Raw genomic sequence first — 15,128 nt, 5'->3', positions numbered from 1 at the left:
CGTCAACAGCAACAAAGCGGAAACAGCTATCAGTTTAATAACGTCCCCGCGACCATCGGCGCCCGACGGCGCTTTGCTCAGTTCAAGTCAGTGTCCGCCGATATAGGCGAACTTGAACATGAACACGGCGGCGATGACCCAGACCATTGCATGCACTTCCCGTGCCCGGCCGGTGCAGAGCTTCAGCACGGCGTATGTGATGAAGCCGAAGGCCAGGCCGTTGGCGATGGAATAGGTGAAGGGCATCGTGAGCGCGGTGACAGCGGCAGGGATCACCTCGGTCGTGTCTTCCCAGTCGAGCTCGACCAGGTCGCGCAGCATCAGGCAGCCCACGAAGAGCAGCGCCGGCGCGGTGGCGTAGGCCGGCACCGATCCCGCGAGCGGCGAGATCATCAGGCAGGCCAGGAACAGCAGCGCCACCACAACGGCCGTGAGGCCGGTGCGTCCGCCCGCTTGCACGCCGGCCGCGCTCTCCACATAGGCCGTGGTGCTCGAGGTGCCGAGCAGCGAGCCCGCGAAGATCGCACCGCTGTCGGCCAGCAGCGCCTTGTTCATACGCTCCATCTTGCCCGGCACCAGCAGGCCGGCGCGCTTGGCCACGCCCATCAGCGTGCCGGTGGCGTCGAACATCTCGACCAGGAAGAACACCAGCACCACGTTCAGGATGCCGCCCTTGAGCGCGCCCAGGATGTCGAGCTGCATGAAGGTCGGCGCGATGGACGGCGGCGCGTCGAACACGCCGTGGAACTTGTTGCCGCCGAAGAAGAACGACAGCACCGTCACCGTGACGATGCCGATCAGGATCGCGCCGCGCACCTTGAGCTTGTCGAGCGCCACGATGATGAGGAAGCCCAGCGTAGCCAGGATCACCGGCGCCGAGTGCAGGTCGCCCAGCGTGACGAAGGTGGCGGGCGAAGCCGCGACGACGCCCGCGCTCTTCAATGCGATGAGCGCCAGGAACATGCCGATGCCCACCGTGATCGCCGTTCGCAGCGACTGCGGTATGCCCTGTATGAACAGCTCCCGCAGCCCCGTGACCGTGACGATCAGGAACAGGCAACCCGAGATGAACACCGCGCCCAGCGCGACCTGCCACGTGTAGCCCATGCCGAGCACCACCACATAGGCGAAGTAGGCGTTCAGCCCCATGCCCGGCGCCATGGCGATCGGGTAGTTGGCGTACAGGCCCATGATCAGCGTGCCCAGCGCCGCAATGAGGCAGGTGGCCACGAAGACCGAGCCCTTCGGCATGCCCGCGTCGCCCAGGATCGAGGGGTTCACGAAGATGATGTAGGCCATCGTCAGGAAGGTGGTGAGCCCCGCGATGACTTCGGTGCGCACCGTGGTGTTGTGCGCGCTGAGCTTGAACACGCGTTCAAGCAGGCCAGGGCCGCTTGCGCCGCTCACGGCCGCACGCGCACGGGCGGACTCGACATGCCCCGGCGCGCGGGGATCGGCGCCCTGCGGCGCCTGTTCGAACGTACTCATTTCGCTTGTCTCCAGCTGTTGTAGTGGCGGTTGCTTCATCGTTGCCCCCGCTCACGACGCCGGCGCGAACGGGGATCTCTCAGGGATCGAAGGTTTCAGGCGCTGCGGGCAGGCGCGCCGCGGCGCCCGGTATCGCGGAAACCGTTGGACGCAGCGACGCCGCCACGTCCTTGATGCATTCGCGCAGCCAGCGCGCCGAGCTCGACGAATGGGTGCGTTCGTGCCAGAGCTGGTAGTACATGAGGCGCGGCAGCGCCACGGGGCAATCGAGAATCTTCAGCGGCAGCCGCGACGCGAAGCGCTCGCAGTACTGGCGCCCGGTGGTCAGCACCAGCAGGCTCGAGGCCACCATGTCCGGAATGAGGCTGAAGTGCGCGCAGCGCGCCGTGATGTTGCGCTGCCGCCCCAGCTCGTCGAGCATCTGGTCGATGATGCCGCGCCCACCCGGGTGCATGGGCGTGGGCGCGATGTGCTCGGCCGCGAGCCAGGTCTCCAGGTCCCAGCCGCGGCGCACCGCCGGATGGTCCTTGTTGACCAGAGACACCACCTCGTCGCCGAACAGCCGCGCCATGTGCAGGTCTTCCGGCGGCTTGAGCCAGTTGCCGATCACGAGGTCGACCTGGCCGAGCGCGAGGTGGCCGTGGTAGTCCGAGTCGGGAGTGAGCGCGTGGATCTCGATCTGGCACAGCGGCGCCTCGCGCTTCACGTGCGCCACCAGCATCGGCAGGAACAGCGGGTCCATGTAGTCGCTGGCCGCGATGCGGAAGGTGGTGGCCGCCGACTGCGGCTCGAAGCCGCGCGCGTCGGAGAACAGCATCTCGGCCGCACGCAGGATGCTGGCGGCGGGCTCGATCATGCGCAGCCCCGCATCGGTCGGCACCATGCCCGAACCCGAGCGCACCAGCAGCGGGTCGCCCGACAGCTCGCGCAGGCGCTTCAGCGCGGCCGAAACGGCCGGCTGGTACATGCCCAGCCGGATGGCGGCGCGCGAGACGCTGCGATCGGTCAACACGGTGTGAAGCACCCGGATCAGATGGAGATCGATCTTGTCGAAAAGCGCCTGGTCACGCATGTGGCGTCCCCCCAGTCTTCGCGCACTTCGTGTCGCTTCGCCAACCCCCTGCCGGGGACAACACCAGCGGCCCGGCGAAGCCGGTTCCGCGGTGTTTCGCGAATGGGATCAGGAGGTAGGGCATTGGGAGAACTTTGGACATGCGCCAAAGTCTACGAGTGACTATGCGGACTGGACAGCGGTAATGGCACGAAGGATCGACTCGCTCGTGGCCGGCGCCTTCAGCGGCGGATCGATGCGGTGGCCGCCCGCGGCAGACACCGCGTCGCGGATCGCGAAGAACACCGAGAACGGCAGCAGCAGCGGCGGCTCGCCCACGGCCTTGCTGCGGTGAATGGAATCCTCGAAATTCTGGCCTTCGAACAGGCGCACGTTGAACACCGGCGGGCAGTCGTTGGCCGTCGGAATCTTGTAGGTGCTGGGCGCGTGCGTGGTGAGCATGCCGCTTTGCGGGTGCCACACCAGCTCCTCGGTGGTGAGCCAGCCCATGCCCTGGATGAAGGCGCCCTCGACCTGGCCGATGTCCACCGCCGGGTTCAGCGACTTGCCCGCGTCGTGCAGGATGTCGGCGCGCAACAACTTCCACTCGCCCGTGAGCGTGTCGACGATCACCTCGCTCACGGCCGCGCCGTAGGCGTAGTAGTAGAACGGGCGGCCCTGCATCCTGTCCTTGTCCCAGCTCAGGCCGGGCGTGGCGTAGAAGCCGTCGGACCACAGCTGCTTGCGGTCGAGGTACGCCTCGCCCACCACGGTGCTGAAGGCCAGCGAGCGGCCATTGACCTCGACCTTGTCGTTCGCGAAGCGCACCTCGCCGGCCTTGCCGCCATGGCGCTCGGCCGCGCATTCGGCGAGGCGCTCGCGGATCTGGCGGGCCGCGTCCTGCGCAGCCTTGCCGTTCAGGTCGGCGCCGGTCGATGCTGCCGTGGCCGAGGTGTTCGCCACCTTGGTGGTGTCGGTGGCGGTGACGCGCACGCGCTCGAAGCTCACGCCCAGCTCGTGCGCCACCACCTGCGCCACCTTGGTGTTCAGGCCCTGCCCCATCTCGGTGCCGCCATGGTTCACGAGGATCGAGCCGTCGGTGTACACGTGCACCAGCGCGCCGGCCTGGTTGAAGTGCTTCACGTTGAACGAGATGCCGAACTTCAGCGGCGCCAGCGCGAGGCCGCGCTTGAGCACCACGCTCGTCTTGTTGAAGGCCGCGATATCTTCGCGCCGCGCGCGGTAGTCGCTGCTGGCTTCCAGTTCGGCCACGAGTTCATGGACGATGTTGTCGGTCACGGTCTGGCGGTACGGCGTGACGTTGTTGTCGGTCTTGCCGTAGAAGTTGACGCGCCGCACATCGAGCGGGTCGCGCTTCAGTTCGCGCGCCACCGAGTCCATGATGTTCTCGATGGCGATGGCGCCCTGCGGACCGCCGAAGCCGCGGAACGCCGTGTTGCTCTGCGTGTTGGTCTTGCCCGAGAAGCCGTGCATGGCCACGTTGGGCAGCCAGTAGGCGTTGTCGAAGTGGCACAGCGCGCGCGTCATCACCGGACCCGACAGGTCGGCCGAGTGGCCGGCGCGCGAGACCATGGTGATCTCGGCGCCGAGGATGCGGCCCTCGTCGTCGTAGCCCACCTCGTACTCGTACCAGAAGCAGTGGCGCCGGCCGGTGATCATGAAGTCGTCGTCGCGATCGAGCCGCAGCTTGACCGGGCGCTGCAACTGGCGCGCCGCGATGGCCGCCACGCAGGCGAACAGCGCCGATTGCGACTCCTTGCCGCCGAAGCCGCCGCCCATGCGCCGGCATTCGACATGCACCTCGTTCGACTGCAGGTGCAGCGCATGCGCCACGAGGTGCTGCATCTCGCTCGGGTGCTGCGTCGAGCAGTGGATGTGCAGCGCGCCGCCTTCCTTCGGAATCGCGTAGCTGATCTGGCCTTCGAGGTAGAACTGTTCCTGCCCGCCCACGTCGAGCGTCGCCTTGTGGCGGTGTGGCGCCTTGGCGACGGCGGCGCGCACGGCAGCCTCGTCACCCTCGTTGGCGCTGCCTCCGCTGCGCACGATGTGCATTGGCGGCACCACATACTGGCCGCGCTCGTGCGCTGCCTGCGGCGTGAGCACGGGCGGCTGCGCCTCGATGGTCAGCGCGCCCTTGGCTTTCGCAGCGGCGCGGCGCGCGGCATCGCGCGTCTCGGCGATCACGGCGAACACGGGTTGTCCGAGGTAGCGGATCTCTCCGCCGTGGTTCACGGGCAGCAGGATCGGGTCGTCGTGGACGATCGAGCCGCAGTCGTTGCTGCCGGGAATGTCGTCGGCCGTGAGCACCGCAACCACGCCGGGCATCGCACGGATCGCGTCGAGCGACAGCGCCGTGACGCGGCCGTTGGCGGCCGGTGACAGGCCCAGCGCGCAGTGCAGCGTGCCGGCGAGTTCGGGAATGTCGTCGATGTAGGTCGCTTCGCCGGCCACGTGCAGGTGGGCCGACTCGTGCGGCCGGCTGATGCCGACACGCGCGCCAAGATCGTGCGCGAGCGCTTCGGCACCGACGTCGATGCGCGCGGCGGTGTTGGCCAGGTAATCGGCAAAGGCCTCAGCGGGCTGCAGCAGGCGGGCGTCGATGGGCTTGTTCATGGTCAGACTCCTTCGACGGCGGCCTTGGTGGCATGGGGCATCACGCTCCATACGCTGGTTTCTTCCAGCGACAGGGCGTCTTCGGCGCGGGTCTCGAGCCAGAGCCGCTGGATCAGGTTCTGCGCCACCTGCAGCCGGTAGTCGGCCGAGGCGCGCATGTCCGACAGCGGCTTGAAGTCCTGTGCCAGCGCGAGCTTGGCGGTGGCAACGCTGGCCTGCGTCCATGGCTTGCCGACCAAGGCCGCCTCTGCATTCGCGGCGCGCTTGACGATGGCCGCCATGCCGCCGAAGGCCAGGCGCACGGCCTTGACCGTGTCGCTGCCGGCTTCGAGTTCGATGGCGAAGCCCGCGCACAGCGCCGAGATGTCGCAGTCGAAGCGCTTGCTGATCTTGTAGGCGCGCACCTGACGGCGCAGCGCAGCGTGCGGAACGGCCAGCCCCTGGACGAACTCGCCAGGCTGCAGCTGGTTCTTCATGTAGTCGAGATAGAACTCGGACAGCGGCATGCGGCGCACCGCATCGCCGCGGCGCAGCTCGATCTGTGCATCGAGCGACATCAGCACCGGCGGCGAATCGCCGATGGGCGAGCCGTTGGCGACGTTGCCGCCCATGGTGCCGGCATGGCGGATCGGCGGCGAGGCGAAGCGCAGCCACACGTCGGAAAGACTCGGCACGCGCTCGACCAGCGCGGCAAAGGCGGATTCGAGCGAGGCGCCGGCGCCGATGTAGAGCTCGTCCTTGCGGTCTTCGATGGCCTTCATTTCGGCCACGTCGCCCACGTAGATGATGTCGCCCAGGTCGCGGAACTGCTTGTTGACCCAGAGGCCGACGTCGGTCGAACCGGCCAGCAGCTGGGCGCGTGGCTTCTGCTCGCGCAGCGCGGCGAGCTGGGCCAGCGTCTTCGGCGCATAGAAGTGGTCGATGCGCGCGCCGAGCGGCGCGGCATAGTCGAGGCCGTCGTTCTGCAGCGCGGTGAGGGCCGCGACCACCGGTTTCGTGTCGAGGCGCACGGCCGGCAGGTCGAACATGCGCTGCCCGGCATCGAGGATCGGGCGGTAGCCGGTGCAGCGGCACAGGTTGCCCGAGAGTTCGTCGGCCAGCTGCTGGCGGGTGGGTTGCGTGCCTTCGGCCTGGTGGTGCTCGTAGGCGGACCAGAGCGACATCACGAAGCCGGGCGTGCAGAAGCCGCACTGGGAGCCGTGGCAGTCGACCAGGGCCTGCTGGACGGGGTGCAGCGTGTGCACGGTGTGCTGCTTCTTTTCAGCGGTCTTCGGGGTTTTGCATTGGCTCTTCAGGTCCTCGACCGTGAACAGCGCCTTGCCATGCAGCGTGGGAAGAAACTGGATGCAGGCGTTCACGGTCTGCAGGTTCAGCCCGTCGATGGTGCCTTCGGCGTCGGGGTCGGTGGCGAGTTCGCCGATGACGACGGTGCAGGCGCCGCAGTCACCCTCGTTGCAGCCTTCCTTGGTGCCGGTGCAGCGGGCGTCCTCGCGCAACCAGTCGAGCACGGAGCGGGTCGGGTGGACGCCGGTGACGTCGACGATCCTTCCGCGATGGAAGAAGCGGATCGGTTGAATCTGGCTGCTGGTGCTGCTGTCGATGCTCATGCTTTTGGGCTCGTGGGAGACCCGTCGTGGGTCAGTCATGGACGTTAGCGGCTTGTCCGGGGTCTTGCATACGGGGGCGCCCATAACGCGTATGTGGGGCTCGGTATGCCACGTACGGGGAAACCCTTGCGTGCATGCTGCAATTCCCGGGCCACGCGAAGGCCCCGTCGGCGGTCAGCTGTGCGCGATGGCCACCCACGCCGTGGCGACCAGCGTGGAACCGGCCGCCGCGAGCAGGCCGCCGACCAGCCATTTGAGCGTGCGCGGCTGCAGCCTGTTCGGCAGCCGGTGGTGCAGCCGCGTCGCGCCGTAGACGACCGGCATCGCGCAGCCGGCCAGCAGCGCCGCGCGCCACGAGAAGTGCCCCGTCGGCACCACGATGACGAGCCGCACCAGCGAGTTGAACGCGAACATCAGCAGCAGCGCGCGGCGCACCAGCTCGCGATCCAGCGGCTGGCGGTACATGTGGAAGACGATCGGCGGCCCCGAGCTCGAGAACAGCCCGCCCAGCACGCCCGACAACCCGCCGACGACGGCGAAGCTCGCGCGGCCGGACACCGCCGGCAGCGGCCTGGCCTGCAGCACCAGCAGCACCGCGCAGCCCAGGATCGACACGCCCAGCAGTCCGCGCAGCCAGTCGACCGCGTCGCCACTGAGCCAGTTCAGCAGCACGAGCCCGACAATCACGCCGACCGTGCTGCCATTGAGCGCCGGCTTCATGAGCTGCCAGGGCACCACGCCGGGCCGGGCGCGGAAGTACGTCCATGCGTTGATCAGGCTCAGCACCGTGGCGGCGTTGGCCGTGTCGCTCACGCTGGCCACGTGGAACACCGACACGAGCCCGAGCAGGATCAGGCTGAATGCAAAGCCCGTGAGGTTCTGCGCGTAGGTCGCGAGCGCGACGCAGGCCATGAAGACCAGCACCGGGCCGGCCCCCGAAAGAATCGCTTGCACGGGTCCGGTCTCAGCGCATCATGTCCCAGCCCATCATCAGGGCCGCGAATCCCATCAGGGCGGTGCCGCCCCAGCCGAGCCACCGGGTCCGGCGCCCGGAGGTGAACACGCCCATCACTTTCTCGCGCGTCACCAGGATCATCATGGCCGCCATGATCGGAACCGCTACCACCCCGTTGATGACCGCGCTCCAATAAAGCGCCTTCATGGGGTCGATGGGCGTGAAGTCGAGCGCCGTGCCGACCAGCGTGGCCACTGCGATGATTCCGTAGAACTCCTTGGCCTCGCGCCAGTGCCGCTCCAGCCCTTCTCCCCAGCCGAAAGCCTCGGCCACCGCATAAGCCGCGGAAGACGCGAGCACGGGCACGGCCAGCAGGCCGGTGGCGATGATGCCGCCGGCAAACAGCCAGAAGGCGAAATCGCCGGCCAGCGGGCGCAGCGCCTCGGCCGCCTGCGCCGCGGAGGTCACGTCGTGCACCCCGGCCGTGTACAGCACCGATGCGCCCACCACCATCACGAAGAAGGCGATGAGGTTGGAGAAGGTCATGCCCACCCAGGTGTCCAGGCGCACGCGCCGCAGGTCGTGCCGCACCTCCTCGTCCGTTCCGCGCCGCCCGCCCTTGAGCCGAAGCTCCTCGACTTCCTGCGACGCCTGCCAGAAGAACAGGTAGGGCGAGATCGTGGTGCCCAGGAGCGCCACGATCATCATCCAGTAGTCGCCGCTCCATTGCAGCCTGGGCACCACGAGGTCGTGCAGCACCCGCTCCCATTCCACCTGCACCGCGAACACCGCGGCAACGTAGGCGAACAGAGTGAGCGTCAGCCACTTGAGGATGTGGGCCAGCTTGCGGTAGGGCACGAACACCTGCAGCAGCACCGTCACCACGCCGAAGACCAGCGCGTGGAAATGCGCCCCGCCTCCCACCACCAGCTGCAGAGCCTCCCCCATCGCCGCAATGTCGGCCGCGATGTTGATGGTGTTCGCCACCACCAGCAGGAAGACCAGCACGACCAGGAAGCTGCGCGGCATGTGCTCGCGCAGGTTGGCCGCCACGCCCTTGCCGGTCACGCGCCCGATGCGCGCCGACACCAGCTGGATCGCCACCATGAACGGCAGCGACAGGAACACCGTCCACAGCAGCCCGGTGCCGAACTGCGCGCCGGCCTGGGTGTAGGTCGCGATACCCGACGGATCGTCGTCGGCCGCGCCGGTGACGACGCCCGGGCCGACGTGGCGCAGGAAGGAGGGAATGCGTTTCTTCATGTTCGCCCGATGGTGGCATGCCGAGCCTGACCAGTACATGAACCGCGCGCGGGCTCATGGCTTCTCATGACGCCTTCTCCGAGAACAGCGCCGTAATGACCTGCCGCAGCCAGCGGTTGCCCGGGTCGGCCTCGAAGCGCTTGCTCCAGTGCAGCGACACCGTGAAGTCGCGCAGCGGAAACGGCGGCTCGACGATGGCATGGCCGCCCTCCCCGGCAAAGCCGCGCGCGATGTTGCGCGGCATCACCACCGCCAGGTCGGTCGCGCGCACGATGGCCGGCAGCACCATGAAGTGCTCGGTCGTCAGCCTCACCCGGTCCTCGAGGTTCAGCAGCTGCAGGATGCGCAGGGTGTCGGCGTGCGTGCGCACGGCCACGTAGTCGAGCTCCTGCAGCGCATCGAGCAATGCCTGGCCGCTGCGTCGGCGCTTCAGGAAGGGATGGTCCTTGCGCAGCAGCACGATGTAGCGGTCCTTCAGCAGCTGGGCGCGCTGCGTGTCCTTCACGCGGGGCAAAAAACCGAAAGCGAAGTCGACCTTGCCGCTGTCCAGCGCGGTGGTGATCTCGCCCGCCGCCAGCGGCATGGTCTCGACCCGCAGGCCCGGTGCCAGCTCGCGCAGCCGCGCCATCAACGGCGGCAGGAAGCGCCCCTCGCCGATGTCGCTCATGTGGATGCGGAACAGCTTGCGCGAGGCCGCCGGATCGAAGCGCTCGGGCTCGCTCAGCGCCTGCTGCAGCGTGGCCAGCGCCGACTGCACTGACACCGCCAGCCGCTCGGCGCGCGGCGTCGGCGCCACGCCGCCAGGGGTGCGCGTGAAGAGTGCGTCGCCCAGCAGCAGACGCAGCCGGGTCAGGCCATGGCTGGCGGCCGGCTGCGTCAGGCCCAGGGCCTCTGCCGCGCGGCTCACGTTGCGGGTCCGGTAGACCGCATCGAAGAGCCGCAGCAGGTTGAGGTCCACCTCGTCGATATGCACCGAGTTCATATTGGATAGCTGGATTATTTTATTGAAGTATGGCGCCGCACCCACCACACTGCCGCGTTCCCCCCTCAAGACCAGAACACGGCGAGACACGATGGAAGTTTCATTCAGCAAGGAAGTGGAGATGCTGCGCCTCGGCGCAGGCGACACCTTCCACGGCGAGGGCATCCTCGCGATCACCAAGGGCCTGCTGCAGTCGGGCGTGGCCTACGTCGGCGGTTACCAGGGGGCGCCGGTGTCGCACCTGCTCGACGTCATGGTCCAGGGCAAGGCCTACATGGACGAGCTGGGCGTGCACGTGGAAGCCTGCTCGAACGAGGCCTCGGCCGCGGCCATGCTCGGCGCCTCCATCCACTACCCGCTGCGCGGCGCGGTCACCTGGAAATCGATAGTCGGCACCAACGTGGCGGCCGATGCGCTCTCCAACCTCTCTTCGCCGGGCGTCACGGGCGGCGTACTGGTCGTGGTGGGCGAGGACTACGGCGAAGGCGCCAGCGTGATCCAGGAACGCACGCATGCCTATGCGCTCAAGTCGAGCATGTGCCTGCTCGATCCGCGGCCCGACCTCGGCGTGATGGTGCGCATGGTGGAGGAAGGCTTCCGCCTGTCCGAAAGCTCGAACATGCCCTGCCTGATGGAGCTGCGCATCCGCACCTGCCACGTGCGCGGCAGCTTCGAGTGCAAGGACAACATCGCGCCCGCCGTCTCGACCCGCGCGCTGATGACCGAGCCCGCGGGCTTCGACTACATGCGGCTCGCACACCCGCCCGTCACCTTCCGCCACGAGAAGCTCAAGGGCGACGAACGCATGCCGGCGGCGCGCCGCTACATCGTCGAGCACGGCCTCAACGAGCTGATGCCCGGCGGGCGCCACGCGGACCTCGGCATCGTGGTACAGGGCGGGCTTTACAACGCGCTGATCCGCAGCCTGCAGCAGCAGGGGCTGGCCGACGCCTTCGGCGAGACGGACATCCCGATCCTCGTGCTCAACGTGACCTATCCGCTGGTGCCGGAGCAGGTTGCCGACTTCTGCGTGGGCAAGCGCGCGGTGCTGGTGGTGGAGGAAGGCCAGCCCGAATACATCGAGCAGGACATCGCCACGCTGCTGCGCCGGCGCGACATCCAGACGCCGCTGCACGGCAAGGACATGCTGCCTTCGGCGGGCGAGTACGGCGTCGAAGTGCTGTCGGGCGGTATCGGCAAATTCGCCGCGCAGTACATCGCGGCGAGCGAGGCCCTGTCTTCCGCGCAGGCCTGGCTGGCAGGCAATCGCGAACGCCGCGAAGCGGTGGCGCGGCAGCTGGCCACACCGCTGCCCAACCGGCCACCGAGCTTCTGCATCGGCTGCCCCGAGCGGCCCGTGTTCTCGGCGCTCAAGCTCGCGCAGCAGGAGACCGGCCCGGTGCACATTGCAGCCGACATCGGCTGCCACGCCTTCGGCACCTTCGAGCCCTTCTCGATGGGCCACTCGATCCTCGGCTACGGCATGAGCCTCGCGAGCCGCGCGGGCGTGGCGCCGATGATGAACCGCCGCACCTTGTCGATCATGGGCGACGGCGGCTTCTGGCACAACGGCCTGCTCACCGGCGTGCAGAGCGCGCTGTTCAACGGCGACGACGCCGTACTGCTGATCTTCAAGAACGGCTACACCTCGGCCACCGGCACGCAGGACATCATCTCCACGCCCGACGACGAGATCAAGGAGCGCGCCGTCGACAAGCAGCAGAGCCTGGTCGACAAGAACCAGACCATCGAGGACACGCTCAAGGGCCTGGGCGTGAAATGGATGCGCACCGTCACCACCTACGACGTGGAGCGCATGCGCAAGACGCTCACCGAGGCGCTCACCAGCGACTTCAACGGCCTGAAGGTGGTAATCGCCGAGGGCGAATGCCAGCTCGAGCGCCAGCGCCGCATCAAGCCATGGCTCGCCGGCCTGCTTCAACGCGGCGAGCGCGTGGTGCGCGTGAAGTACGGCGTCGACGAGGACGTGTGCAACGGCGACCATGCCTGCATCCGCCTGTCGGGCTGCCCGACGCTCACGCTCAAGGACAACCCCGATCCGCTCAAGGTCGACCCCGTGGCCACCGTGATCGACGGCTGCGTGGGCTGCGGGCTGTGCGGCGCCAACGCGCACGCGGCCACGCTGTGCCCGAGCTTCTACCGGGCCGAGGTGGTGCAGAACCCGAAGTGGCATGAACGCCTGCTGCACGGGTTGCGCGGCGCGGTCGTTCGTGCGCTTCAACCGGCATGAGGAGCGAAGGCATGGAAAACAACCGCCCCCTCACCCTGCTCGTCTGCGCCCTCGGCGGCGAAGGCGGCGGCGTGCTCACCGAATGGCTGGTCGACATCGCGCGCCACGCCGGCTACGCCGCGCAGAGCACGTCGATTCCCGGCGTGGCGCAGCGCACGGGCGCCACCACCTACTACATCGAGGTGTTCCCCGTGCCGCTCGCGCAACTCGGCGGCAGGCGCCCGGTGTTCAGCCTGAGCCCGGTGCCGGGCACGCTCGATGCGATCGTGTCGTCGGAGCTGCTCGAGACCGCGCGCCAGATCGGCAACGGCATGAGCGCGCCGCTGCGCACGCTGGTCATCAGTTCGTCGGCGCGCATCCTCACGACGGCCGAACGCATGGAGCCCGGCGACGGCCGCGCCGATGCGCAGCGCCTCGTCGACGTGGTGAGGGCCTTCAGCCGCGAGCACCATGTGTTCGACATGAATGCCATCGCGCGCGATAGCGGCACGGTGGTCAGCGCGGTGATGCTCGGCGCCATCGCGGGCAGCGGGTTGTTCCCGTTCCCGCGTGACGCCTATGAACACGTGGTGCGTGGCGGCGATACCAGCGCCCCCGGCAAGCTCGGCAAGATGGCGGCCGCCAGCCTGCGCGGCTTTGTGGCGGCTTTCGACGCGGTGAGTGCGCCGCGCGTGCAGGCCGCGTTCGTCAGCAGCGTGCTCGCCGGCGACACCAACGACGCGCCTCCGCCGGCCAGCGCCCTGCCCGCCGACCTCGCACGGCGCTTCCCGCCCGCCGTGCACGACATGCTCACGCTCGGCCATGCCCGCGTGCTCGACTACCAGGACGCCGCCTACGCCGCGCTCTATGCCGAGCGGCTGGTCCGCGTGCTCGACGCCGAGCGCGCAGCCGATCCGGCCGGCACGCAGGGTTTCGCCATCACCCGGGAGATGGCGCGCTGGCTCGCGCTGTGGATGGCCTTCGACGACATCGTGCGCGTGGCCGCGCTCAAGGGCCGCGCGGGCCGCGCACAGCGGGTGCGGCAAGAGGTGCGGGCCGGCGACGACGACATCGTGAAGGTCTACGACCACTTCAAGCCCGGCGCCGCGGAGTTCGCGGCGCTGCTGCCTCCTTCGCTGTCACGCCGCGTGACGGCCTGGGACCGGGGCCGGCAGGCGCGCGGCCTCGCGCCCTGGGCGCTGCCGCTGAAGGTGGGCAGCCATTCGGTGTTCGGCATGGCCTCGCTGCGGGTGCTGGCTTCGCTGCGCTGGCTGCGCCGCCGCGGCAGCCGCTTTGCCGAGGAGCAGGCATTGATCGAACGCTGGCTCGCCGCCGTGGAGGCGGGCACGCGCGAAGCGTGGGCCCTGGGCCACGAGCTGGCGCTGTGCGGGCGGCTCATCAAGGGTTACGGCAGCACCAACGAACGCGGCAAGGAGAACCTGCTGCACATGACGGACCACCTCGCCGCGCAGCCCGGCGTGGCTCCGGCCGAGCGCGCGCGGGCCGTCGCCGCCGCGCGCACGGCCGCACTGGCCGACGACGCAGGCAAGGCACTCGATGCGGCGCTGGTGGAACACGGCGCGCCCGCCCGCCCCGTCAAGGCGCAGCCCATCCGCTGGATGAAGCGCAAGCCCGCCGGCAGCGCCTGAGACAGAAAGGGAGGCACCCGCAATGGCACTGCTGCTCAATGTCGAAGACTATCGGCGCCGCGCCCGGCGCGTTCTGCCGCGCCTGGTGTTCGACTATGTCGACGGCGGCGCGGAAGACGAACGCTGCCTTCGGCGCAACCGCGATGCGCTGGAAGCATTGCCGCTGATCCCGGAGTGTCTGCGCGACACCAGCATGTTGGACATCGGCATCGAACTGTTCGGCAGCCGCTGGCGCGCCCCCTTCGCGGTCGCACCCATCGGGCTGGCCGGCATCGTGCGCCCGAATGCCGATGCGTTGCTGGCCCGCGCCGCGCAGGCCGCGCGCGTGCCCTTCATCCTCTCGACCGCATCGAACATTCGCATCGAAGACGTTCGTACCGCCGCCCCCGATGCCACGCTGTGGATGCAGCTCTACGTGATGGGCGAGCGGGCCATCGCCGAGCGCATCGTGCACCGTGCGCGCGCCGCCGGCTTCGAGGCATTGGTGCTCACGGTGGACGTGCCCGTCGGCGGCCTGCGCGAACGCGACCTGCGCCACGGCTTCCGCGTGCCGATGCGGCTCACGCCCGGCACGCTGCTCGACATGGCGCGGCGCCCCGCATGGCTGCTGCGGCTCGCGCGCAGTGGCATGCCGCGGTTCGCCAACCTGCTGCCCGACCACGACGGCGCCCCCATCTCCCCGCAAGCCCAGGCCGCGCTGCTCTCGCGCACCATGGACCGCACGCTGACCTGGGAAAGCCTGGCGTGGCTGCGCCGGCTCTGGGACGGCCCGCTGCTCGTCAAGGGCCTGCTGGGCGCGGAAGACGCCCGGCGTGCCGTGCAGCACGGCGCGGACGGCATCGTGGTCTCGAACCACGGCGGACGCCAGCTCGACGCGGCACCGGCCAGCATCGCAGCGTTGCCCGCCATTGCCGATGCGGTCGGCGGCCGCATTCCCGTGTTCATGGATGGCGGCATCCGGCGCGGCAGCGACATCGTGAAGGCGCTCGCACTGGGCGCTCGCGCGGTCCTCATTGGCCGCGCGCCGCTCTATGGACTGGCCTGCGACGGCGAGCAGGGCGCGCTGTCGGTGCTGCAGTTGCTGGCGCAGGAGACCGAACGCACGATGACGCTGCTCGGCGCGGCGCATGCACGCGAGCTCGGGCCGCGCCACGTCGACCAGCCCGCACCGCGTTCGCCCGACGCACAGAACGGCTTCGCGCAACGGCCTCCGGAAGGCACGCGCGGGAAACCCTCCATTTACCCCGCACGCGCGCCTGCCTAGGCTCA

Annotated in this window: 10 protein-coding genes; 3 read left to right on the top strand and 7 right to left on the bottom strand. The window is 68.9% G+C overall.

Annotated elements, in window-relative coordinates:
• Positions 1-87: 87 nt before the first annotated feature.
• From ASD05_RS06975 to ASD05_RS06945, 7 genes are all read right to left on the bottom strand, one after another.
• A complete protein-coding gene (locus tag ASD05_RS06975) occupies positions 88-1,488 on the bottom strand; it encodes an NCS2 family permease (protein WP_056589570.1) in 1,401 nt (466 codons plus the stop codon).
• 79 nt (positions 1,489-1,567) lie between these two features.
• On the bottom strand, positions 1,568-2,560 hold the full coding sequence (locus ASD05_RS06970) for a LysR family transcriptional regulator (RefSeq protein ID WP_056589567.1): 993 nt from the start codon (positions 2,558-2,560) through the stop codon (positions 1,568-1,570).
• Between the two features lie 162 nt (positions 2,561-2,722).
• The gene (xdhB, locus tag ASD05_RS06965) at positions 2,723-5,173 is read right to left on the bottom strand and encodes a xanthine dehydrogenase molybdopterin binding subunit (RefSeq protein ID WP_056589564.1); all 2,451 of its coding nucleotides are present in this window, start codon (positions 5,171-5,173) and stop codon (positions 2,723-2,725) included.
• 2 nt (positions 5,174-5,175) lie between these two features.
• Positions 5,176-6,780 (bottom strand): xanthine dehydrogenase small subunit, encoded by a 1,605-nt coding sequence (gene xdhA / locus ASD05_RS06960; RefSeq protein ID WP_056589561.1) that lies wholly within the window; start codon positions 6,778-6,780, stop codon positions 5,176-5,178.
• 174 nt (positions 6,781-6,954) lie between these two features.
• Positions 6,955-7,734, bottom strand: coding sequence for a sulfite exporter TauE/SafE family protein (locus tag ASD05_RS06955; protein ID WP_082571991.1), 780 nt, complete (start codon positions 7,732-7,734; stop codon positions 6,955-6,957).
• 10 nt (positions 7,735-7,744) lie between these two features.
• Positions 7,745-8,998, bottom strand: a complete 1,254-nt coding sequence (locus ASD05_RS06950) for an Nramp family divalent metal transporter (protein WP_200955401.1) — start codon at positions 8,996-8,998, stop codon at positions 7,745-7,747.
• 64 nt (positions 8,999-9,062) lie between these two features.
• Complete coding sequence (locus tag ASD05_RS06945) at positions 9,063-9,980, bottom strand: LysR family transcriptional regulator (RefSeq protein ID WP_056589555.1); 918 nt, start codon at positions 9,978-9,980, stop codon at positions 9,063-9,065.
• A 91-nt stretch (positions 9,981-10,071) separates the two neighbouring features.
• On the opposite strand from ASD05_RS06945, the gene ASD05_RS06940 reads away from it, so the two are divergent.
• From ASD05_RS06940 to ASD05_RS06930, 3 genes are read left to right on the top strand one after another with little or no spacing between them, the layout of a single operon-like run.
• A complete protein-coding gene (locus ASD05_RS06940; RefSeq protein WP_056589552.1) occupies positions 10,072-12,231 on the top strand; it encodes an indolepyruvate ferredoxin oxidoreductase subunit alpha in 2,160 nt (719 codons plus the stop codon).
• Positions 12,232-12,242: 11 nt separating this feature from the next.
• Positions 12,243-13,859: an indolepyruvate oxidoreductase subunit beta family protein gene (locus ASD05_RS06935; RefSeq protein WP_056590362.1), complete on the top strand. Its 1,617-nt coding sequence runs from the start codon at positions 12,243-12,245 to the stop codon at positions 13,857-13,859.
• A gap of 22 nt (positions 13,860-13,881) precedes the next feature.
• Complete coding sequence (locus tag ASD05_RS06930) at positions 13,882-15,123, top strand: alpha-hydroxy acid oxidase (protein WP_056589549.1); 1,242 nt, start codon at positions 13,882-13,884, stop codon at positions 15,121-15,123.
• Positions 15,124-15,128 lie beyond the last annotated feature (5 nt).

The sequence above is a fragment of the Variovorax sp. Root434 genome (genome assembly GCF_001426595.1).
In the GTDB taxonomy this organism is placed as follows: Bacteria; Pseudomonadota; Gammaproteobacteria; order Burkholderiales; family Burkholderiaceae_C; genus Variovorax.
The sequence above is the reverse complement of the archived record's forward strand: the minus strand, read 5'-3'. Positions and strand labels throughout refer to the sequence as shown.

Coding starts and splice junctions, on each gene's coding strand:
- ASD05_RS06935 (WP_056590362.1), top strand. CDS start 12,243: ATGGAAAACAACCGCCCCCTCACCCTGCTCGTCTGCGCCCTCGGCGGC.
- ASD05_RS06945 (WP_056589555.1), bottom strand. CDS start 9,980: ATGAACTCGGTGCATATCGACGAGGTGGACCTCAACCTGCTGCGGCTC.
- ASD05_RS06930 (WP_056589549.1), top strand. CDS start 13,882: ATGGCACTGCTGCTCAATGTCGAAGACTATCGGCGCCGCGCCCGGCGC.
- ASD05_RS06950 (WP_200955401.1), bottom strand. CDS start 8,998: ATGAAGAAACGCATTCCCTCCTTCCTGCGCCACGTCGGCCCGGGCGTC.
- ASD05_RS06975 (WP_056589570.1), bottom strand. CDS start 1,488: ATGAGTACGTTCGAACAGGCGCCGCAGGGCGCCGATCCCCGCGCGCCG.
- ASD05_RS06940 (WP_056589552.1), top strand. CDS start 10,072: ATGGAAGTTTCATTCAGCAAGGAAGTGGAGATGCTGCGCCTCGGCGCA.
- xdhB (WP_056589564.1), bottom strand. CDS start 5,173: ATGAACAAGCCCATCGACGCCCGCCTGCTGCAGCCCGCTGAGGCCTTT.
- xdhA (WP_056589561.1), bottom strand. CDS start 6,780: ATGAGCATCGACAGCAGCACCAGCAGCCAGATTCAACCGATCCGCTTC.
- ASD05_RS06970 (WP_056589567.1), bottom strand. CDS start 2,560: ATGCGTGACCAGGCGCTTTTCGACAAGATCGATCTCCATCTGATCCGG.